The following is a 20321-nucleotide window of genomic DNA, read 5'->3' as shown; positions in this document are numbered from 1 at the left end:
ACATTCATTACTTATGCACAATGTGATTTAATTAATCAATAAGTATATACTATAATATTATTACAAGTCTTCAATAATTAACAATAGATAATTTCATTATTTTAAATGCATGCAAATAATATTTGTAAACGATTTACGTACTTGACTAAAATTATTAAAACAATTTTTTTGATAGCGACAATACCAAAGCAGTGGCTATGACTACTGAAAAATGTTTCTCCACTTTTATTTTCTCCCCTTGAAAATAATAAAGGAGCACCGACTTTTATATCGATGCTCCCAGTATAACATATATATTTTTACATCTGATTTGGAATATCCATGCCACCATAAAACACTCGGTTTATAGTCATGACCTGTCTATCCTCGTTTGGCGTATACAGGACAACATAATTGTCTACGGGCATTATGTGCATTCCTTTCGAACGCCAAGGTCCAACTTCATACGTCCTGAACTTGAACTTAAATGGCATTTCGTCAAGGCTGTTGATACACACTTCAAGTTTTCTCAGTAAGTCAGCAGCTATTCCAGGCTCTTTGAGATGGTAAGCAATATATTCATAGATATTATCCATATCGGTTAGAGCTGTTTTGGTGATCACTATACTATAACTCATAAGCCGTGCTTTTTTCTAATCTGTGAAAAGGCATCCTTGGTCTTGTACTCGCCGTCGTTCACCGAAATTCGCTGAACGATCCTGTTGACGGTCAATGTACGTTTTTTGAAGTCAATGTCATCCCACTTCAGCCCGCAGACCTCACCAACTCGCAGACCCATCGCAAGAGCAAGCGTAATGCCAAGTGTTATCGGATTTATGTTCTTTTTCAGATAGGCTTTCAGCTTCTTCTGCTCGCTCTTGGTCAGTATTCTAACCTCTGATTTGGTACTTTTCGGCATAACAATATTATCAAATGGATTTAAAATGCTATACTCCCTTTGAGCATACTTAAACACTGTTTTCAGCAACACCATGATGTCGGCAACATAGCGCGGGGATAGACCCCAGTCCAGCTTTTTATGCATAAATTCATACACCGATTTAGAAGTGACCTCACAGCACATTTTATCGCCAAAATGCGGTATGATGTGTTTTTTTATTTTCATTCGGTAGTTAGCAAGCGTAGACTCCTTGACCCGAAGACTGCTGACCGAAAGCCATTCGACGCACAGTTCCTTGACGGTCATTTCCGTTAATCCGAGCCCGACAGTCTCCATGATAGATTCGATCAGCTTTCTCTCTGCTTCTTCTTTAGTTCTTCCGTAGAACGACTTTGACTGACGTTTTCCGTTAATTACACCCAGCGAAAGCCGCGACTCCCAACGACCATCTTTTCGTAAATATGTACTTCCCTTGGTCATTTCTTTTTCCTCCAAATTTAATTATTATCAATTTGTGACGTTTTTTTCATGTAAATTCCATCATATTCACGAATATATCACTATTTACTTGACATAAATTATTATTAATGATATAATAATAATCTGTAAAATGTTGTAAATAATATACGTATCCAATTTACATTATACTTTATACTACAAGCGTTCGTGATATTGCTTATTTCACGAAAGACCAAGCATTTTTCTGGCATAAAATACTAAAAATCCGAGATCGTCACCGACCTCGGATTTTTCACAATTATAGAGAAAAAACAGCTGACCTAAGACAACAGCTTTGCTTTTTGAATAATTTTTTCACAGAAAGCTCATTCAAATACTTGACATACGCACCGTACTGTGATACAACACCATTATACTGAATTAAAATTCAGAGAAAATGTTTTCAGAAAAGATGTGATGCTATGTTTATCGGCAGAGAAAAAGAACTCGGGCAGTTAAATGCTGAGCTTTCCTCATGGAAACGCTCTACTTCAACGAATGACCGCAAAGCTTCGCATTATACAGTTGTCGAGGAAAAGTAAACCTGCGTATGGTCGAGCAGGCGTTATGATACTGCTCTATGCGAAGGATCGAGAAACAAAAAATCCCTTCTACAAGCAAATGTTGTGAGAAGGATTCGGATAGAGTGAGAAAATGATGGGCAAGGTAGGACTCGAACCTACGGTGTTTCTGATGTTACGGATTTACAGTCCGCTGCAATCGCCGCTATGCAGACTTGCCCATATTTATGACGGATGCGGGATTTGAACCCGGCATTTTAAGATTGAAAGCCTTATGTCCTAAACCTGATTAGACGAATCCGCCATTAGTATCCGTGGAGGGAGTCGAACCCTCAGTGTACCGGTTCTTAGCCGGGTGTGTCTGCCATTCCACCACACGGACGTATGACCGCCGAAGCAGTCATATTCGCTTGACTACAACTATCTGGTCGATAGTCACGCCAAACATATCTGCGATAATTATCATGTTGTCGATGGTGGGCACGGTGTCTCCGCGCATCCACTTGAAAACAGCCTGGGGAGTATTGAAACCGCACCTTGCCTGAACATCAGCTACCTTGAAGCCCTTTGAGCGCATCATGGCTTTGATGTTCGCACCTGTCGCAGCTACATCTATAATAGGCATTGAAATCTCTCCTTTCTTGTAATATCACCTGATGCTCCTGATGAGAGTCGAACTCATACTTTGCGGAGTTTAAATCCGCCGCCTCTGCCATTGGGCTACAAGAGCTTATGCAGGATAAGGGATTCGAACCCTTAAAATACAGCTTTTGAGGCTGTCATGTATTCCATTCCATCAATCCTGCAATGGATGTCCGTGGGGAGATTCGAACTCCCAAAACCTTGTGTCTGAGACAAGTATGTATGCCAAATTCCATCACACGGACATAATAAAAACACCGCCTGTATTTCGTTTGCATACAGACGGTGTTTCGTTTCAGAGATATTACAAAAAGGTTATCCTGAAATGCTTGTGACGGGCGTTCCGGCACATTCACTACGTTCTGTATGCACGACAAATAGAGTCTCTTCACTTTCGAGATAGAGGCTCAGATATAATTCGTTATAGCTATACAGATTAGTCATAGTGAACTTTTTCATTTCAGTTACTTCCTTTCATAAGATTTTTGAGCTTTACTTGCTTCGTTGGCTATATTATAGCACAGACGTTTCCGATAGTCAAGTAAACTGTGGGTATATTTTTCAGAGTTCAAATAGCGCAAAAATCCATCTGCGGAACTATCCAAAATATTTCCCGCAAGATGCAAACGGCATACCGACCAATCCTGCCATATGGGTAGGTCGGTATGCCATGATAAATCAAAAGTGTCCAATAGAATGTACGCAAATTCGGGCCATTTTCTGTGGTAAACCTGTGGTAAAATGACTTTTTGGTGCTCTCAAACCCTTGAAATTACGGCGTTTGAGAAGATTCGTTCATATGCTGCCGTGGCAAACGAACATTATTTTTATCATACTTTTCTCCTCTCTGATCTGCTTTGCTCGGTATATCGGTACGAAGACGGATAATTTCAGCGCTTTGATACAGCCCATCTCGGACCTTCTTCGCCGATAACTCCATTGAGAGCAAATCCGCATTTTTCAAGCACTCTTTTTGATGCGGTATTATCGGGATCGGTCTCCGCTTCAATTGCGTTGACTTCGGTATGTGCGAATGCCCAATCTAAAACTGCCTTGACTGCTTCGGCAGCATAACCCTTGTTCTGATATTCTTCGGAGATACCGTATCCGATCTCTGCTATACCGTCGGCAGAAAGCCCCTTGAAACAGAGTTCTCCGATATGCGTGCCGTCTTTCAGTTCGATCATCCATATCGCATACCATTCCCATTGATGAGGATGAGCCAGACAGCCGTTCAGCATTTCTGTGTATGCCGCTTTCAGGATTTCTACGTTCTGCGCTTCAATGAAAGCTTCCATATTCTCCTGAGATGCGGCATATATTTTTAATCTGTTTGTTTCTATCATTTCGTTTCACCTTTCGGATGTATTTTTTCGTTCCATATCATTATACCATAATCATTCGGTTTCATCAAGTCGGGAGAATCAAAATATAATTTCAGATGGGCTGAAAGATATTTAGTTTTGATTTCGTCGATGGTTAATAATATATTTTCATTTTTGTGGTATATTTTATTTGATAACGTGTCAGATTATATTTCTTTTATTCGATATATGGAGTGAAACGTTTCAAAGGAGCGAGGTCTTGTTATGACAGATAGAGAATTGCTCGAATTGCTGCGAAAAGATCCCGATAACGGACTAAAAAGTGTGGTACTGCAGTATTCGGCTTATGTAATGAAAATCGCATACATAAAGCTTGGCAGTATCTGCACCGCCGAGGATATTGAGGAAGCAGTCAGCGATATCTTCCTGAAATTCTTCAATGCAGGCGTAAAAAGCGGATTTGCATTTGAATCTGTTAGAAGCAGCCTGTCACTCATCGCGGGAAGACATTGTGTCGATGTTTTCAGAAGCAGGGTAAAAAAGGAAAATGATATCCCTCTTGATGAAGTGATAGAATTCGTGGCATATGAAAGTATCCTAAAAGAGGATACGGGCAGCACTCTTGCAAGGGCGATAAAAAGTCTCGGAGAGCCTGACAGTTCCATATTTATGAGGAAGTACTTTTTCGGGCAGAAAAGCAAGGACATAGCAACAGATCTCGGTCTGAAGCCAAACACAGTTGATAAAAAGATCTCAAGGGGTCTTAAAAAACTGAAAGAGATACTAATGAAGGAGGGAGAAGAATGAAGATAAATATAAACGAACTTCCCGATTATTTGAATGAGAACGATATGGCAGAATTTGAATGGTTGTTCGATGATATTGAAAAAGATGCTGCTATCTCCGATGAACAGCAGCAGCGCATTCTTTCCTCTGTCATGCGAAAGGCATGAAACAGTATGGAGACTATTATATCGAATAAAAGAAATGTAAACGAAACAGTACCCGACAAAACTATCGTAACGAACAGAGAGATTCAGATAAAACGGGGCGGTGCCATAGCGGCTTGTATTGCGGTGCTGGCTATGGGCGGAGCATTATTCTCGCTGAATAACAATATCCACCGGACGGTACCCAATTCAGACAGGGAATCTTCTGTGACAAAGGACATTGAATCTTCCGCGTTCAAGGAAAATGATACAGCTGATCCGGAAGATAATCCAGTCAGCACCGCACGGACTGTTCAGGACTGGGCTAAGTCTTATCTTGAACAAAATGCAGACACTGTGGGCTTCCTGAAACTCAAAGATCTGGCAGACAATGGTGATTTTGAAAGTCCCGTAGTCCAGGGCGAAGATAACGTGTTTTATCTCAACCACGGATTTGACAAGAAAGAAAATGAAACAGGCACTGTTTTCGCTGATTATAATGACCCGATAAATGAAAAGTGTCAGCCGTCAAATATAGTCCTCTTCGGATATTATACTGATGACACCGATGCCATTTTATCATCACCCATTTTGAAGTACAAGGACAGCAAGTATTTTGAACAGCATAATACTATCGAATTCTCCACAATATTCGATGACCCCGAAACAGAATATCAGGTGATATCCTGTTTCAGCTACGATGCTGTCGGGGAAGATAAAAGAGATTATTCATTCAGACCCAGAAATTTTGACGAAGAGAAGAGTTTCGATGAGTGGATAAGCATTGTGAAAAATAGAGCAATAAATAAATCAGATATTGAATGCAGTGAAGACGATGACTACCTTACCCTTGTTACAAAAGACAGCGCAAACGGTGAAGACGGCAGATTTGCGGTAGTTGCAAAAAAGGTGACGGAAACTTCCGACGAAAAATCAGCTAAAATAGAAGACAGCTTGAAAGAAAGCGCAAAAGATGCTAATGTTAAGGACAACAAGGCAGATACCAAAAATACCGGTAACTATACGATACCAAACGATGATACTGCTACAGATAACAAAACGGAGGATAAGCCTGAAAACACAAGCAGTAAGGATACAAAGAAAGACAGTGTAATAGCAAAGCTGTGTGAGAAATATCCGCGGGGCGTTTACACCGGCTATCAGCAGATAAATGATGACAGGTACCTTATAATCCTTTTTGATCTTGATCTTGAAAAAGATCAAAAAAATAATAAATATATCATTTACGATGCATCTACCGACTCTGAGATCACTACAATAACTACAGATATGGTCAACCCATATGTATTTGCAAACAAGATCGCTGCATACAATTATGACTATACAAAGAGCAGGGCTAATCCTACCTTACTTGCTACGGTCTACGATGAAAACGGAAATGTTTTATATGAATATGAAGTTGATACCTATATCAGTAAAGAATACATAACAAATGATATTAGTCCTGTTTTTAACAATGATGGCAGCAGAATGTTCTATTCCATGAAGAAAAATAACGGCGATTACTACACAGACACTGAAATATTCTATATTGACAGCGGTGACAACACTCCTCATCTGCTTAACAAGGACAGCTTAAAGGATAGGGAAATTAGGAGCTGGTCAGCAAATGATGATGCTATCATAATAGAAAGCTTTGATGACGTAGGGATCATCAGCACCGATCCCGATTGCAAAGATAATGTCGCCTTATTTGATATCACTCAAGCCGAACCTTTTAGCTTTTCATCTTGTGGTTCATGGGCAAACGGATCTTTTTATTACTATACGTATTCGGGAAACCTCACAATTATCGCACCCGATGACAATGGAGATATACAGGTAGGCAACAAGCACTATACAATAAAGACCTACGATTTCAGTGATTATCATACAAGTTTCGCTATGTCATACAATGGCAAATACTTTGTTGCATCATATGAAGATTATACAAATTATCCCGATGATGACAAATACTTTACTTTATATGAGATCGGTAAAGATCACATCACAGAGATAAAGACCGTAAAATATAATATAACCAAAACGGAATACAATATAACGCATTACGGCGGATATTTTGATGAAAGCACAGGAATATTCACTTTATGCCATGAAAGATCTGATCCCGAATCCAACACCGGTACAGAATACTATATCTATGATATCATAAATTTCTTTGAGTGATGCTTACCCCAAAAAGTTTCTCCCAATATAAAAAGTCCTCTGTCTGAAACAACAGACAGAGGACTTTTTTGAGTTTGGATAGAAAACATATAAAGCTTAGATAGGGATGATCATGAATCGATAATATCGACTATCTCGCCGTCTTTCATTATTATTCTTCTTGAACCGGACTTTGAAAGCTCAACATCATGTGTGACCATGATTATTGTCTTGCCTTTTTCGTTAAGCTGTTTTAATATCGCCATTATCTTATGACCTGTCTCTTCGTCAAGGGCTCCTGTCGGTTCATCGGCAAGAATGACTTCGGTATTGGAGATTATGCACCGCGCGATTGCAACTCTCTGCTTCTCGCCGCCTGATAACTGAAATGGATATTTGTTCTTCTTTGATAATATCCCCAGTTCATTCAATACGCTGTCTATTTTTTCACCTGTGACCGAAGCATCTTTTTTTCTGTATTTCAGAGGCAGAGTGATATTTTCATAAACAGTCCTGTCATTTATCAGGGCAAAGTGCTGAACAACAAAACCAATGCACCTGTTTCTGAAACGAGCCAGCTTGTTATCAGCGAATTTGTTGACATCTTCACCCTGAAAAAGATAGCTGCCCGAATCGGGAGTTATTATCCCGCCAAGCACATTCAGAAGTGTGGTCTTTCCGCAGCCGCTCTTTCCAGAGATAGTGATAAATTCACCTTTGTTTATGGTAAGATCTATATTTTTCAAAGCATCTGTTCTGGCTTCTTTTTTGCCATAGCTCACGGATATATTTTTTAAACTTATCATTTATTCTTTGCCTCCAATATATGTATTCAGATTCATATGTTTGATATAGATACCACATATAATGCAAGAGAAAAGTATTATGCCTGTCACCGCAAGCTGAACAAGCAGTATAGCTTTTACAGAATAGTTCATAGCAAGAAGCAGCAATGATGCAGAGATATCACTCAAAAGCATTATCATTATAACAGCTGTTGAACTTTCGGATATGATACTCTTTAATGATGCACCGCAAAGCATCTCAACGCCGAATGTCTGAAAGTTCTCCCTAAGCATACTGCACAGCGATATGATATTCACTATACTTGCAAAGCACAGCATTATAACTACTATCAGACCGAACTGCTTTGATACCTCACTCGTCATAGCCGAATACTTATCAAGAACGCTCTCGGAAGTCATGGCTCCCTTATAATTTAGGAAAATATTCCAGTTACCGATACCTGACTCTGTGCGGAGGTCATCAAACATCTGCTTTGTCACTTCATATCCGATGGAAGAATTTATAAAACCGAACACTTGATCGAGCAGCATTATCCTTGCAAAATTATCAGCTTTATCCGAATAAAGCGCAGGCAAGATGATATAGCGCTCGCAAGAGATCATTTTATTGTTCGCCCTGTTGAAAAAGAAAGCGTCATTTCCCACAAAACCTTTCACACGGTATCTAAAAGGTTCGCACATATAGTAACCCTCAAAGGTATCGCCTATACTGAAAGAGCCCTTATATGCAGAACCCAGCAGAACAGGTATTTCGCCGTCATCGTTCAGGATATAGTCGCCCTTATCAAAGCCGCTGCCCTCAGATACAGACACACTGAAGGTATCAAAGAACTTTTGGGATACCTGGATAGATTTTGTTTCATACATCATTTTATCATCGGGACCCATCTGAGGTTCTACTGCTTTGCCCTCCTCGTAACCGTACAGAAACTGTTCATCGAAAGGCTGACTTGTTACTTCCAAATTTTGAGATGACAGTGATACAAAATCAAATCTATCGGTGTTTTTTAGCTTTTCTAAAAAGGAATGAAGTTTATCGAAATCTTCTCTCCCGGCTCCATTGCAGAAATTCTGATATGTAAGTTCGGAAAGACCTTCGCTTGTATAATAAAGCGTCATCTCTCCGTAAGTTTCAGTGTATTTCTTTTCTGCTTTGTGGCTGGTCTCCTTAGCACCTATCGCCGCGCCCAGAATATACAGACAGAAGAACGCCAGCAGAGTCATTATGACGGTCTGGAAAAGATGCTTGCGCAGTATCTTTATGCCGTTTTTTATAATGAACAGACTCACTGTATCACCTCCTCAATAGGAGTACGCAGGATATAGAATATAGACCATATAAGGAATACTATAATAAATGCTATGCTTATCAGATATCCCGAGATAAGTGAAGCGAAATACGCAGGATAAATTATATGGCAGTATACGAACCCTACCACGAAGGATATGACAAATACCGCCAGATATTTACATACTATAAGCACTGCTATGTTCTTTTTTGACGCACCTACAAGGCGGTGTATAGCAAGCTCTCTCTTCTGATGTTCGACCCAGCGCACCGATATCAGAAGCAGACACAAAAAACACGCCGCCAACAGACAGATGAACCATCTAGCACTGAATACCTGCGGCATTACGCTTTCGGAGAACGATGCTGCCTGTGAACAGACCTCTGCCCGAATACCTTTATCTGTGTAGTAATCGATCATTTCTTCAGCACGTTCGTCGGGAACACTGATATCAAAAAAATCGAAGGTAAAAATACCAGCATCCTTCAGGTCGGCAGAAAGCATATTAACAAAGATATAGTCATCAAGCACAGTTGAGCTTTCATAGCCCAGCACGCCTATAACTCGGTACTCCCTGCCGTCAGGGTTGCAGTAAGTATCATCGCCCTTTTTATATGTTTCATCGACTTTGCCTTTGCCGACAACGCATACGGCGTTATCTTCGGTGAAATCAGACGCTTTGAAAAATCTGCCCTCTTTCATGGGAAGATTGATATAGTTCCTGTTAAAATACATATATCGTAAAGTACTGTCATCTTCGGTATCATCAAAGTATATGGCATGATCGCCTTTCACCGCCGACAAGGCGGATGTCAGATCACCGACAGTATCATAATTTTCTATTTTAAGTATAGCTGCTGACTTGCCCAGGGAACCTGAGCCCATCTTGCTTAAAGTGTCCGTCAGTGTCAGATGATGTATCATAAGGATAGAAACTATCGGTATGATGCAGAATACAGCCAGCAGAAGTATTGTAGTATATCTGATCTTGTGCATAAAAGCCCCTCAAATAGTATAAGTTTACGAATAGATTAAATATTAACTCAAAGAGGAGATCTGTATTTCAAGACCCCCTCAGAGTTAATGTGCATTCAATATGAAACGTTAGATTTTTCTATCAGAAATATCAGTTAGTTCCGTAGAAACCATAAGCAGTGGGGAAATTCCATCTGGCACCATTGCAAAGCAAGGGAGAAGTAGTAGCTTCCCACTCATGATCTATGTAAGTATAGCATCTTCTGGTATCTGCCCAAACAGCATCACCATTTGTAGGATTGCCAACAGTAGCTCTTACATAGTGAAACTTGTTGTATCCGTTAGTGCCTGCATAAGCTGTCTTGGTATAGTAATCTTTGCTGCTCCACAAGCAAGTTGAACTTATGTCGATATGAGCACCGGAATAAAAAGCTTCTGCCAGGCTCTTTGCATTTGCGCTTATAGCTGTAGCAGCAGAGATAACCATTGCACAAGCCATAACAGATGCTGCAAGTCTTTTTTTGATAGTCATTTTATAATCCTCCTAAAAGAAAATATATTATTTAAACTTCATGCGCATAAAAGTCAAATAAACTAGTATTATTATTGAAGGGAAAAGCCCTACTATCATTTACCGATCTATGATCTTTTATAAATCCATTTACACATTTCGCGAGAAAGGTTAATTAAAATCAAGCATTAAGGAGATTATATTTAAGAAGTTAATCTTGCCGTATTTTTAAGTTCATGAAAATTTTATCACATGAACACAGAATTGTCAAGCCCATGCAGCTGTTCATATATGGTATGTAGTTATTCATATAATTGTTTAAGATTCACATGAATATAAACCATACAAATAGTTATCGGGTGGAAATCTCACAAATAATTAGATAAAGTTCAATTTTGACAGTGTTAAATGTTCGCGCCATCTAATTGTATATCGTGCACAGTTAATATTAACTATGCCGTAGAACAGATTATGTTATTTTAACTAATGAGCTTTTTGAGGCATGATCTCATTTAGTGCCGAAATTAAAGAGATACAGCTTAATTTGGCAAAACTGTACAATCAACTATAAAACAGTCGACAACAAACACCGATCTCTGCCCTATTAGCAGACAATTAATACAAACGTTATAAAATTAATTCGGTATATCACACAAAAACTGCCATGAGCATTTGTATGATACGATGATTTTTTATGTTATCTTATATTTTTTCTAATCAAATCGGAGGATTTTTCGAGCTCGTATCGCTATTTAAATTATTATGTCTGAACTTAGTTGTAGATTTACACAAAAGATTAATTAATCCGCTTAATGTGCTTTAATTTAATCGGCGATGTTAAATTTTGCCAAAAAAACAGCCCCACCATAAGATGCGGCTGTTTTTTGCTGAATCAGCGGGAAGTCAGATACAGGATCAGACTTTTTGTTTTAAAATGTTTGGCAGGATATTGTGCTGTCAGCATCATATCTTTTTAAACACAAGCATTTTACCATGTTCAAGGTCTTCTAATGTGATACCGCCTTTTTGCTGATAGTAGGGGCTGTATGCTTTTTCAAAATGTATTCCCTCGAGATTCTTTTCTATGTATTCAAATCCCATGGAACATATCTCATCTGTCAGTTTTTTGTACGTGTACTTGCATTTTTTCTTTTCCTTGTTTCGGAAATTGGACAGGTGAAATGGCAGAACTGCAAGCACTCCGCCTTTTTTCAAGGTTCGCTTTGCTTCTTCTGTCATAGTGAAGCGGTGGAGTCCGCCGTAGATCTTTTCTTCGCCGTGGAAGATATCGGAATAGATGATGATATCAAAGGTCTCATCATCGAAATCGTGACGGTAATCCTCTCTGCCCATGGCTGTGGTTATACAGCTGATATTTCGCTCTTCGGCTTTTGCGGTTACATGATCCAGTATCTGCTTTTTTATGTCAACTGCGTAGATCCTGCATTTCTGGTCGAATGCATACGCTGCCGCGAGGGAATAATCCCCTGCCCCGCATCCATAGTCAAGGATAACGGGGTCGGGAGTATCGGTCAGCTGAGCGATAAGCGCCTTTCCCTCGGTTTTCTCCCAGTTTTTGATCTCATCAAAAATACTCATAATGTTTCTCCTTATTGGTATTGCGTATTATTATGGGTTGGCGTTGAGTTCGCTGTACGCCCACGGTTTGCGGTAGTTATCGCCCATGACTTCGTTTTCGCGGTAATCACGGAGTATTTTGAGGTCGATATCGGCAGTGAAAATGCCCTCGCTGCCATCGGCTTCGAGTATGCACATATCGCGTACACCCGGTTCGTCACGTAACCAGGCTATGCCATCGAATACGGTGGAATGACCGTTGCAGTCAGGGACGGTGTCCGGATAATTGCAGGTGGCAACGGCGATCATGTTTTCGTAAGCCCTTGTCCTCAGGGCGGAAAGGCGGTTTATCTCCATGGGGCAGGCATTTGGTGCAAGGACTATCTCTGCGCCTTTGAGCATGAGTATCCTTGCGCTTTCGGGAAATTCGCGATCGAAGCATATCATGGCGCCGACTTTTACTGTACCCACAGCAGTATCAAGGTCGCAGACATGGAAACCATCACCCGATGAAAGTGCGACCTCGGCACTGAAATCGCAGGTGTGGACTTTGGAATACTTCATGGCTTGTCTGCCGCGGCGGTCAAAGAGGATAAGAGTGTTCAGGGGCTTGGGGTCGTGCTTTTCAAGGAATGTGATGCCTATCGCCATATCAAGTTCGGCGGAAAGTCTGCCGAAGGACTGCACGAAGTCGTCATCTGCGGGGATAGCGCGGGCTGTCCATTCCTCGGCGGGCGGGTCGTAGATATCGTAGCCGATGCTGAACATTTCGGGGAAAAGGGCGATATCCGCCCCTTGGGACTTGGCTTCTCTGCAGGCGGCGATGCCTTTTTCAAGATTGCCTGCCAGAGTGCCTGTGGGGATCAGCTGTAAAAGTGCTATTTTCAGTTTGCTCATAGTGGTCTCCTTTTTGGGGTCTATTCGGTGGTATGCGGTGGCATACGCTTGTATGCGAATTCAAGCAAGCCTATGTTCATCACTGCAAAAAATGCGAGATACACGGGCATTATTGCGATGCCAATGGCTTGCTGCAAAAGTCCGAAGACCATAGGCATGAATGTGCTTCCGATGTATGCGGATGCCATTTGCAGACCTATCACGGCGGCACTGTTTTTTCTGCCGAAGTTTTCGGGCGCCATGTGCTGTATAGCGGGGTAGACGGGTCCCATGCCGATGCCTGTTATGACGAATCCCACCGCCGCGGGGATATAGCCTTTCAGAGGCAGGAATATCAGAAGTATGCCGACGGCTTCCACGGCTATGCCTATGCGTATCAGCGTTTTATCACCAAGCTTGTTGGATACGAATGCGGATATCAGACGTCCAAGCATAAGTCCGCCGAATATCAGGGAGCCGAATGCGGCGGCGAGTTCGGTGCTTATGCCTTTTTTCGTGCCAACGAAATAGCTGGAAGTCCAGAGAAAGCAGGTGGCTTCCCCTGCACAGTAGGCGTAAAATGCTATCAGTGTGGGGATAACGCCGCGTATCTTCAGGGCGGTGGTTATGCCTGCGCTGTTGCTTTCGTCATCGTCGGCGGAGTCTGCATTTTTCTTCCACAGCGGGTAAGACATCAGACAGACCAGCATTATCCCCGACTGGATATAGGCTGTCCAGCGGTAGCCCTCATTCCAGCGGGCGCGGGATAGGGCAAGGGACATGATGTAGGGGCTTATCATGGCGCCTACGCCGTAAAAGCAGTGCAGAAAGTTCATCACCGATGATGAATAGTGTTTCGCCACGTAGTTGTTAAGGGCGGAATCCACCGAGCCTGCCCCAAGTCCGTAGGGTATGACGAAGAGGAAGAGCATGGCGTAGCTTGAGGCGAATGAAAAGCCCATCAGCCCCAGAACAGTCAGGAGTATTGAAGTCACGACTATATGGTTGGTCTTGAATTTTCGTATGAGTGTGGGGGCGATAAGGGCTGAGATTATCGTCATGAAAGATATGGACATTGAGACATATCCCGCGTATGAGGAAGGTACACCAAAGTCTTTCTGCATAGTAGGCCAGCCCGAGCCGAGAAGCGAATCGGGTAGACCCAGACTTATGAACGCAAGATATATCACGGCTAAAAGCAGAGCTGTCATTGTTTACCTCGCACTAAATATCACTGTAATAGTCTTTTCGTGCGAACAGGATAGTATCGTATTCATCGGCATCTTCAACATAGACACCCAACGAACCTTTTACAGACAGAAAGCCTGCGCCGTCCTCTTCGACATCGTCAAAACGTGATCTGAAAAATCCGAGAAGTTCATCATAAGTCTCGGGGACTTTTTCGCCATCGTAGAAGATGTCTGCTTCGTCCACATAGACAACTTCAATTGCTTCAAATTTATAGTCCTCATCATAACATATATGGTAGCAGGAATAGCAATCCGTTTCTATATCATCATCGCCTTTGAGAAATGAATCTTCGGGGTCGCCCAGCATTTTCCATATCTCATCCCTTGATGTTCCGAATTTTATGCCGTTGACTGAAACGAAAGGTTCAACACGTATCTCTGTTTTATTCATATGATCTTCCTCCTTGATGGTATCAGATGCCGTTTTAAATAATTATAGCACAGTTCGCGGGGCAGGTCAATCATAATGAAAAAACAAAAACACCGACCCTCTGCGGCAGAGTGTATCTGCCGCGGAAAAGTCGGTGAGATCTTGTGATATTATGCTAAATTATCTGCTGATAATTATCTTACAGTAACAAATACAGCGTTCTTGATAGCATTTGTAGTATCCCATGTACCGTTTACCTTAGCTGCGATAGCAACCTGATAGGACAGACCGGGTGTCAGGTTCTTGGGAGTTACATAGCTTCTGGTAGAAGCAGGGATATAGGAAGTCTGAACTCTCCACTTGCCTGCCAGATAAACTGCGATACCATAGTTCTGTGCATTAGGAACTGAATCCCATATGAACTGGATCTGGTGATACTGAGTGTTGTAGTTCACTCTGATATTTGTAGGATATGTATTATACTGAGGCTGAGGGGGATCAGGCTGAGTATAGTTGTTGCCCTTAGGAACTGCATACAGACCGTAAGCTGTCAGCTGGCTGGTAGTAGCGCTGATGAAGAGGTTGCTCATATCGTTCATGGACAGACCGCTGTTATTTACAGCTGCCATCAGATCATCATAAGTGAACTTCTTAACGAAAGGAGTTCCGCTGTAATCGCTGGAGGCTACACGGTTCCATGTGTTGTTGCCGCCGTCCTGAAGAACGAGTTCAGGCTGAGATGCGGAATCGTAAACGAGAGCGAAATCATAGTTGCTGTTAGCATAGTTCTTCCAGCCGTCAACTGTGAAGTTCTTCCAGGATGCGATGGACTTACCGTTCTGCTCCTTGTAGAGCTGTACCCAGTTGGAACCGATCTCAACGCTGGACCACTTGAAGTTGGGATCTACAGATACAGAGCTGTTGAGGTTGGAGCTGATGCCGTAAACCTGCATCATAGCTGCAACTACATCCTTAGCACCATCGTACCATGTGCAGCTGCCGCGGTTCAGATAGCCGTGAGCTTCGCCGTTAGCTACGCCAACAACGTTGTTATCCCACAGAACGCAGGGGATACCCTTTTCCTTAGCTCTGCCAAGGTAGTACTTAGCCCATGCGATACGATCGTTAGTGTTGCCGAAGTCGGAAGCAGAGAACTCACCGATGATAACGGGAGCATTCTTCTGACGCTGGAGATCGCCAAGATAGTTGAACATATTGGAGATCTCGCCTTCATAATCTGCACCCCAACCTGACTGACCGGGGAAGCTGTGGTTAGCCTTGCTGTCGGTAGCCATTGTGAAGTAGTAAGGAGTATATGCGTGTACAGAAAGTGCTACATTGCCTGCATTGTTAGGAATAGCAATGTTGGAGATAGCTGTCTGGTCATTGGATGCGCAGTAGCCGGGCAGCATCAGCAGACGCTCTCTGTTCTGGCTTGAGCCCTGATTACGAACAGTATTTACGAATGTTGCGTTCAGCTTGTTGATGTAGTTCCATGTGTAACCGCCATCGCCTGAACCGTTACCCCACTCGGAAACAGCGCTGTTGCCTGTCTGACGAGGCTCGTTCATGCCCTCGAAAATGAGGTGCTGGTCATAATTTGCAAATGTTTCAGCAACCTCAGACCAAATGCTCTTCATCTTGGTCTCAGCCTGATAATAGGTATTATCATTGAACTGAGAAACATTGATGAAATCCTCGTGGTGGATGTTCAGGATAACGAACATATCACGGTCGATAGCATAGTCAACAGTCTGCTTTACATAGCTCATCCACTGATCATTTACATGGTAGCCGTTGCCACGCTGTTCAAGATGCTCATACCAGGTCACAGGGATACGTACGGTGTTGAAACCGGCTTCCTTAACAGCCTGGAACTGTCTTGCGTTAGGTGCAGGCATACCCCACTGGGTAGCATACTTTTCAGGTGAAGAACCTGCAGGCACCTTTGAGTTGTGTGCATCCAGCGTATTGCCGAGGTTCCAGCCTATCTTCATCTGCGATACGATGCCCTGAGCATTCAGACCTGAAAGTGCAGATGCCTTGACATTTGCGATCGGCAGAGAAGCCACGCTCGTTGCAGCAATAGCAGCAGCGGACATTGCGGACAGTACTTTGCCCACGAATTTCTTCTTCATAGGATAATTCTCCTCTCAAAAATAGATAGTTAGTCTTTCGCGGAAAATATGGGGCTCCCGCGAAATAGCTTACCTTTTTCTCCATGCCGCGCAAGAGAATTACGCGCCACGGTGAAATTCCTTCTTAATGAAAACTTTTTCCATTAGTTTAATTATACATTTTTTTTTACAAATGTCAACGGGTTTTGGTGAACAAAGCCCAGTCATATATGTAAAAATTTTAGCCAAATCCAACCCTCAAAAAACAATTTTTCTGTACGTTCACAAGAAGTTCATATACAGCCTTTGTTAAGCTATTATTTATCATTGTTAATAATGGGATATGTTATATCCTGCAAAATTTCATCGAACAAGATTTTCAAGACACTGCTCTATCCGTGTGTATGCTTTCTGCCAGTCAGCCTGAGGGTCGGAGAGGATAATATAAGGGACTTTCAGGCGGCGAAGTATCTCAACTTCCCTTTTCTGTCGCTCTTCGAGGGCTTTTATATAGCCGTCATATCCGATAATATTATTCGCTTTGCCGTAAGCGCCGTTACAGTGATAGTCGATAACACTGTTCAGCCAATCCGCACCGCGCTCGGGAAGAGCTTTCTCGATAGCACTGCGGATATCACTTGAATGTAGGTAGACCACAAAGGGTTCCAGAGGGCTTATGATATCGCAAATACTGCGTATATACGCGGCGGAGCGTTCTGTATCAAAGCCGAAGCGCATCATTGTTTCGCACATTGGGTTTTGAAGAAGAACGCAGTTGAAAACGTATCGTTCATCGGGCTTGACGGACTTTACGAATTCCCGCCATTTATCCAGCATAATGGGCATTTCGGTCTCCCAGGGGAGAAAATCGTATATTTTATATCGGAGAAGTTTATCGAAAAGTTCTCCGCTGAATTCGCCGAGGGGGACGATATGACCGTCCCTGCGGAGTGCTGATTTTTCTTTTATGAGTGCCTGTTCTTCTGTAGAAAAGGTATTCAGCGCGAGGTTGTTCACAAAGGAATGGAACTCATAATCGGCAGGGTGAGAACCTGTTCCTTCGTCAACAAAAACTGCACCCAGCTTCTCCGCGATAAATTTTGAGGTGGTGCTTTTGCCCGAGCATGGCAAGCCCTCTATGATAATAAGTCTGTTCATGTTATTCACCTCCGCGTACTTTTGCTACTTTATTGCGATTATGACAGCGAATTTGCGGTAGGCGTAGATACATTTCACCGTGTTGAATCCGCTGTTTTTCAGCATAGTTGTCTCTTCATCAACGGAACATTCCTTATCCAGCCTGCGGCGCTCCTGCCAGAGTTCGATATCTCTGTCGGTGAGACCGCTGTTGTAGAGCTGACCTTCCCAGAAGCTGTCATACCATTTGTTGAGCTCGGTATCCCCTGCGCAGAACTGGTCGTAGTTGACGAATATTCCGCCAGCGGGGAGAGCCTGATATATTTTTGTAAAGAGCGTCTGCTTTTACGATTGTTCGAGATGATGTATCGAAAGGGCGGAGATAACGGTATCAAAGGGAACTGCGGGAAGCTCTTTTATATAGTCGGAAGTCTGGTACGACACATTATCAAGCCCCTGAAACCTGCGTTTTGCCACACTGAGCATATCGTCAGCGATATCTGCCAGCAGGTAATCTGATTCGGGGAAATGCTTGAACCAGTAGTATGCCAGCAGTCCTGTACCCGAGCCTAAGTCAATTATGCGTTTGGGCGCTTTGATATTCGCAGCGATAAAGGCGGTGGTGTTTATATAAAAATCATCGAAGCAGGAGATAAATTTTCTTCGGTTGATATCGTACTCCTCTGCTATCATATTGAACTGGCTTTCTATGTTCATTTTTATTACCTCGCTTTTCTTTTGTTTTGGCAGAAAATGTCTGCCGATAGTGATAATTATAGCATAGCACCAACAGCACGTCAACCCCACTATTGGTGACAAAAGTTCACTGCGAACAGCATTTTCTTGCGCCTATGATATGGATACATCTGAGTTTTTCAAAGGAGTATGATGACAGCGGGCGGTCGAAAGCATCAAAGGAATGTGCTGCCACACAGGGTTCACCGCACAGAGAAGTCACCAGCAGCGAGTGGTAGAATCCTGCGCTGCCGCCCAGCTGGATAACGTCACCGACAGCGGATTTGCTTATATGGACTTCTTCGCCGAAAGGACCTGCGCCGCGGTTTTTAGTGATGAAGCGGTAGAAATATTCCACACCTGTCCACGCGGCGGCGCGGTCATTCAGGGAGACATAATACCAGCCAACATCGCGGGTATAGTTCATCACAGCGCCGCCTGCGTAGATGCACTGGGACACGAAGTTTGTACAGTCACCGCCCAGATCATTAAAATCATAGAACGACGGATTACGCGAAAACGCCCATCTGCGTGCGTATTCGACTTCGGCTGATATGTTCAGCGGATATTCTCTCATATTATCACCCCTTATATAGTATGCAGGAACGTCGCGGGGAGATTTTCTTTCATACTAACCTACAAAGCTACTTGACTTTTCACGACAAGTGTGTTAGAATAGGCACATCAAAGGAAATAACTCCTGAAAAACAAAATCAGGAAAGTCAAATTTTGAGTTGAAAGAGGTGAACTTTTTCACCTCGATAAAAAAATATTTTTTTGAGTTGAAAGAGGTGAAAAAACAATGTACGCTATAATGAACAGATCGGCAATGGGAATGAAGTCTTTTAACGATTACCAGTGTGATTTTAGCTTTGATTTTGCTTGGCAGCAAGATAAGAGCTTTCTTGTGCTGCGCTCAGACAGTTCGGTTTGTTCAAGCCCTCACATTGGGTATATCGTATAGCGTTCGTTGGATCGTCTTGTGATAGAACAAAAACCGTCTGTGTGCAGTACGCTCACAGGCGGTTTATTATTTTATCAGAAAGGCGGTCATTTTTATGTCATCGACACCAACTATAAACATGGAAGCGACAGGGGCTAACATAAAGTCTCTCATCAAGGCAAACGGTCTGAAAATATCCGAGATCCAGGCTGTATATGGATTCAACACCCCGCAGTCGATATTCAAATGGATGAGGGGCGAGGCTATGCCCTCTGTTGACAATCTGGTCATTCTGGCACACATACTGGGTGTGACCATCGACAATATAATCATAACAAATTAGTCCTGCCGATCAGGCAGGATATACGGCTCCGTAGTTCAGTTCTGGTCAGAACACCTGACTGTCACTCAGGAGATCGCCGGTTCGAGCCCGGTCGGAGTCGCCAATATTTCCGTTTCGTCTAACCGGCAGGACAACAGTCTCTGACACTGTAGATGTAAGTTCGACTCTTACAGCGGAAACTTTGCCTTCGTAGCTCAGATGGTAGAGCGCGGGTCTGAAGAACCCGGCGTCACAAGTTCGATCCTTGTCGAAGGCACCAGTTCCGTTTCGTCTAATGGTAGGACGACAGTCTCTGACACTGTAAATGTAAGTTCGATTCTTACAACGGAAACTTTGCCTTCGTAGCTCAGTTGGTAGAGCGCGGGTCTGAAGAACCCGGCGTCACAAGTTCGATCCTTGTCGAAGGCACCAGTTCCGTTTCGTCTAATGG

20 protein-coding genes and 11 tRNA genes are annotated in these 20321 nt (G+C 42.7%); 9 read left to right on the top strand and 22 right to left on the bottom strand.

Going from position 1 to position 20321, the window contains the following annotated elements; genetic code table 11:
- Positions 1-299: 299 nt before the first annotated feature.
- The 10 genes from BMY75_RS03095 to BMY75_RS03050 form a co-directional block, all read right to left on the bottom strand.
- A complete protein-coding gene (locus BMY75_RS03095) occupies positions 300-617 on the bottom strand; it encodes a type II toxin-antitoxin system RelE/ParE family toxin (protein ID WP_074829534.1) in 318 nt (105 codons plus the stop codon).
- Positions 614-1360, bottom strand: a complete 747-nt coding sequence (locus BMY75_RS03090) for a tyrosine-type recombinase/integrase (protein WP_074829530.1) — start codon at positions 1358-1360, stop codon at positions 614-616. Before BMY75_RS03090 ends, BMY75_RS03095 begins: the two co-directional genes overlap by 4 nt.
- 676 nt (positions 1361-2036) lie before the next feature.
- Positions 2037-2120: transfer RNA gene (locus BMY75_RS03085), tRNA-Tyr, on the bottom strand.
- A 7-nt stretch (positions 2121-2127) separates the two neighbouring features.
- Positions 2128-2203 (bottom strand) — tRNA-Glu (locus BMY75_RS03080).
- 5 nt (positions 2204-2208) lie between these two features.
- Positions 2209-2281: transfer RNA gene (locus tag BMY75_RS03075), tRNA-Leu, on the bottom strand.
- An 18-nt stretch (positions 2282-2299) separates the two neighbouring features.
- Positions 2300-2524 (bottom strand): helix-turn-helix domain-containing protein, encoded by a 225-nt coding sequence (locus BMY75_RS03070; RefSeq protein ID WP_074829528.1) that lies wholly within the window; start codon positions 2522-2524, stop codon positions 2300-2302.
- A gap of 32 nt (positions 2525-2556) precedes the next feature.
- Positions 2557-2629, bottom strand: a tRNA-Leu gene (locus tag BMY75_RS03065).
- A gap of 3 nt (positions 2630-2632) precedes the next feature.
- Positions 2633-2705: transfer RNA gene (locus BMY75_RS03060), tRNA-Leu, on the bottom strand.
- A gap of 6 nt (positions 2706-2711) precedes the next feature.
- A tRNA-Leu gene (locus BMY75_RS03055) sits at positions 2712-2786 on the bottom strand.
- Positions 2787-3431: 645 nt separating this feature from the next.
- On the bottom strand, positions 3432-3887 hold the full coding sequence (locus tag BMY75_RS03050; RefSeq protein WP_081350431.1) for a GNAT family N-acetyltransferase: 456 nt from the start codon (positions 3885-3887) through the stop codon (positions 3432-3434).
- Between the two features lie 243 nt (positions 3888-4130).
- Here BMY75_RS03050 and BMY75_RS03045 point away from each other — a divergent pair, with 243 nt between their 5' ends.
- From BMY75_RS03045 to BMY75_RS03040, 3 genes are read left to right on the top strand one after another with little or no spacing between them, the layout of a single operon-like run.
- Positions 4131-4673, top strand: coding sequence for an RNA polymerase sigma factor (locus BMY75_RS03045; protein WP_074829523.1), 543 nt, complete (start codon positions 4131-4133; stop codon positions 4671-4673).
- Positions 4670-4819, top strand: a complete 150-nt coding sequence (locus BMY75_RS17850) for a hypothetical protein (RefSeq protein ID WP_170844235.1) — start codon at positions 4670-4672, stop codon at positions 4817-4819. The genes BMY75_RS03045 and BMY75_RS17850 overlap by 4 nt, the downstream gene beginning before the upstream one ends.
- Positions 4820-4825: 6 nt before the next feature.
- A complete protein-coding gene (locus BMY75_RS03040; protein ID WP_074829518.1) occupies positions 4826-6982 on the top strand; it encodes a class B sortase in 2157 nt (718 codons plus the stop codon).
- Between the two features lie 110 nt (positions 6983-7092).
- On the opposite strand, the gene BMY75_RS03035 is transcribed toward BMY75_RS03040, so the two are convergent.
- The 12 genes from BMY75_RS03035 to BMY75_RS02980 all read right to left on the bottom strand — a co-directional run bounded on the left by BMY75_RS03035 (position 7093) and on the right by BMY75_RS02980 (position 19182).
- Positions 7093-7767 carry an ABC transporter ATP-binding protein gene (locus tag BMY75_RS03035; protein WP_074829515.1) on the bottom strand — a complete coding sequence of 225 codons (675 nt, stop codon included), beginning with the start codon at positions 7765-7767 and terminating at the stop codon, positions 7093-7095.
- Positions 7768-9057: a hypothetical protein gene (locus tag BMY75_RS03030; protein WP_074829511.1), complete on the bottom strand. Its 1290-nt coding sequence runs from the start codon at positions 9055-9057 to the stop codon at positions 7768-7770. It lies immediately after the preceding gene.
- Positions 9054-10052, bottom strand: coding sequence for an ABC transporter permease (locus BMY75_RS03025; RefSeq protein WP_074829508.1), 999 nt, complete (start codon positions 10050-10052; stop codon positions 9054-9056). The genes BMY75_RS03030 and BMY75_RS03025 overlap by 4 nt, the downstream gene beginning before the upstream one ends.
- Before the next feature lie 130 nt (positions 10053-10182).
- Complete coding sequence (locus tag BMY75_RS03020; protein WP_074829505.1) at positions 10183-10563, bottom strand: hypothetical protein; 381 nt, start codon at positions 10561-10563, stop codon at positions 10183-10185.
- Positions 10564-11505: 942 nt separating this feature from the next.
- A complete protein-coding gene (locus tag BMY75_RS03015) occupies positions 11506-12141 on the bottom strand; it encodes a class I SAM-dependent methyltransferase (protein ID WP_074829502.1) in 636 nt (211 codons plus the stop codon).
- 30 nt (positions 12142-12171) lie between these two features.
- Positions 12172-13017, bottom strand: a complete 846-nt coding sequence (locus BMY75_RS03010; protein ID WP_074829499.1) for a carbon-nitrogen hydrolase family protein — start codon at positions 13015-13017, stop codon at positions 12172-12174.
- A gap of 20 nt (positions 13018-13037) precedes the next feature.
- Positions 13038-14207 (bottom strand): MFS transporter, encoded by a 1170-nt coding sequence (locus BMY75_RS03005; protein WP_074829495.1) that lies wholly within the window; start codon positions 14205-14207, stop codon positions 13038-13040.
- 13 nt (positions 14208-14220) lie between these two features.
- Positions 14221-14637, bottom strand: coding sequence for a hypothetical protein (locus tag BMY75_RS03000; RefSeq protein ID WP_074829492.1), 417 nt, complete (start codon positions 14635-14637; stop codon positions 14221-14223).
- A gap of 173 nt (positions 14638-14810) precedes the next feature.
- A complete protein-coding gene (locus BMY75_RS02995; protein ID WP_074829490.1) occupies positions 14811-16754 on the bottom strand; it encodes a cellulase family glycosylhydrolase in 1944 nt (647 codons plus the stop codon).
- Between the two features lie 342 nt (positions 16755-17096).
- Complete coding sequence (locus BMY75_RS02990; RefSeq protein ID WP_074829487.1) at positions 17097-17891, bottom strand: P-loop NTPase family protein; 795 nt, start codon at positions 17889-17891, stop codon at positions 17097-17099.
- Between the two features lie 324 nt (positions 17892-18215).
- Entirely contained in the window at positions 18216-18587 is a 372-nt protein-coding gene (locus BMY75_RS18350) for a class I SAM-dependent methyltransferase (protein WP_242940151.1), read from the bottom strand.
- Between the two features lie 106 nt (positions 18588-18693).
- Positions 18694-19182 carry an amidase domain-containing protein gene (locus BMY75_RS02980; protein WP_074829483.1) on the bottom strand — a complete coding sequence of 163 codons (489 nt, stop codon included), beginning with the start codon at positions 19180-19182 and terminating at the stop codon, positions 18694-18696.
- A 481-nt stretch (positions 19183-19663) separates the two neighbouring features.
- Here BMY75_RS02980 and BMY75_RS02975 point away from each other — a divergent pair, with 481 nt between their 5' ends.
- From BMY75_RS02975 to BMY75_RS02955, 6 genes are all read left to right on the top strand, one after another.
- Positions 19664-19891, top strand: a complete 228-nt coding sequence (locus tag BMY75_RS02975; RefSeq protein WP_074829481.1) for a helix-turn-helix domain-containing protein — start codon at positions 19664-19666, stop codon at positions 19889-19891.
- A 24-nt stretch (positions 19892-19915) separates the two neighbouring features.
- Positions 19916-19994, top strand: a tRNA-Asp gene (locus BMY75_RS02970).
- Between the two features lie 4 nt (positions 19995-19998).
- Positions 19999-20070: transfer RNA gene (locus BMY75_RS17845), tRNA-Gln, on the top strand.
- A 4-nt stretch (positions 20071-20074) separates the two neighbouring features.
- Positions 20075-20150 (top strand) — tRNA-Phe (locus BMY75_RS02965).
- A 1-nt stretch (position 20151) separates the two neighbouring features.
- A tRNA-Gln gene (locus BMY75_RS02960) sits at positions 20152-20222 on the top strand.
- 4 nt (positions 20223-20226) lie between these two features.
- A tRNA-Phe gene (locus tag BMY75_RS02955) sits at positions 20227-20302 on the top strand.
- The last annotated feature ends 19 nt before the right edge of the window (positions 20303-20321 follow it).

This window comes from Hominimerdicola alba (assembly GCF_900109655.1).
Lineage (GTDB): Bacteria > Bacillota > Clostridia > Oscillospirales > Ruminococcaceae > Hominimerdicola > Hominimerdicola alba_B.
The sequence above is the reverse complement of the archived record's forward strand: the minus strand, read 5'-3'. Positions and strand labels throughout refer to the sequence as shown.

Coding starts and splice junctions, on each gene's coding strand:
- BMY75_RS03015 (WP_074829502.1), bottom strand. CDS start 12,141: ATGAGTATTTTTGATGAGATCAAAAACTGGGAGAAAACCGAGGGAAAG.
- BMY75_RS03025 (WP_074829508.1), bottom strand. CDS start 10,052: ATGCACAAGATCAGATATACTACAATACTTCTGCTGGCTGTATTCTGC.
- BMY75_RS02980 (WP_074829483.1), bottom strand. CDS start 19,182: ATGAGAGAATATCCGCTGAACATATCAGCCGAAGTCGAATACGCACGC.
- BMY75_RS03020 (WP_074829505.1), bottom strand. CDS start 10,563: ATGACTATCAAAAAAAGACTTGCAGCATCTGTTATGGCTTGTGCAATG.
- BMY75_RS18350 (WP_242940151.1), bottom strand. CDS start 18,587: ATGAACATAGAAAGCCAGTTCAATATGATAGCAGAGGAGTACGATATC.
- BMY75_RS03090 (WP_074829530.1), bottom strand. CDS start 1,360: ATGACCAAGGGAAGTACATATTTACGAAAAGATGGTCGTTGGGAGTCG.
- BMY75_RS02990 (WP_074829487.1), bottom strand. CDS start 17,891: ATGAACAGACTTATTATCATAGAGGGCTTGCCATGCTCGGGCAAAAGC.
- BMY75_RS03070 (WP_074829528.1), bottom strand. CDS start 2,524: ATGCCTATTATAGATGTAGCTGCGACAGGTGCGAACATCAAAGCCATG.
- BMY75_RS03005 (WP_074829495.1), bottom strand. CDS start 14,207: ATGACAGCTCTGCTTTTAGCCGTGATATATCTTGCGTTCATAAGTCTG.
- BMY75_RS02995 (WP_074829490.1), bottom strand. CDS start 16,754: ATGAAGAAGAAATTCGTGGGCAAAGTACTGTCCGCAATGTCCGCTGCT.
- BMY75_RS03035 (WP_074829515.1), bottom strand. CDS start 7,767: ATGATAAGTTTAAAAAATATATCCGTGAGCTATGGCAAAAAAGAAGCC.
- BMY75_RS03050 (WP_081350431.1), bottom strand. CDS start 3,887: ATGATAGAAACAAACAGATTAAAAATATATGCCGCATCTCAGGAGAAT.
- BMY75_RS02975 (WP_074829481.1), top strand. CDS start 19,664: ATGTCATCGACACCAACTATAAACATGGAAGCGACAGGGGCTAACATA.
- BMY75_RS17850 (WP_170844235.1), top strand. CDS start 4,670: ATGAAGATAAATATAAACGAACTTCCCGATTATTTGAATGAGAACGAT.
- BMY75_RS03040 (WP_074829518.1), top strand. CDS start 4,826: ATGGAGACTATTATATCGAATAAAAGAAATGTAAACGAAACAGTACCC.
- BMY75_RS03045 (WP_074829523.1), top strand. CDS start 4,131: ATGACAGATAGAGAATTGCTCGAATTGCTGCGAAAAGATCCCGATAAC.
- BMY75_RS03000 (WP_074829492.1), bottom strand. CDS start 14,637: ATGAATAAAACAGAGATACGTGTTGAACCTTTCGTTTCAGTCAACGGC.
- BMY75_RS03095 (WP_074829534.1), bottom strand. CDS start 617: ATGAGTTATAGTATAGTGATCACCAAAACAGCTCTAACCGATATGGAT.
- BMY75_RS03010 (WP_074829499.1), bottom strand. CDS start 13,017: ATGAGCAAACTGAAAATAGCACTTTTACAGCTGATCCCCACAGGCACT.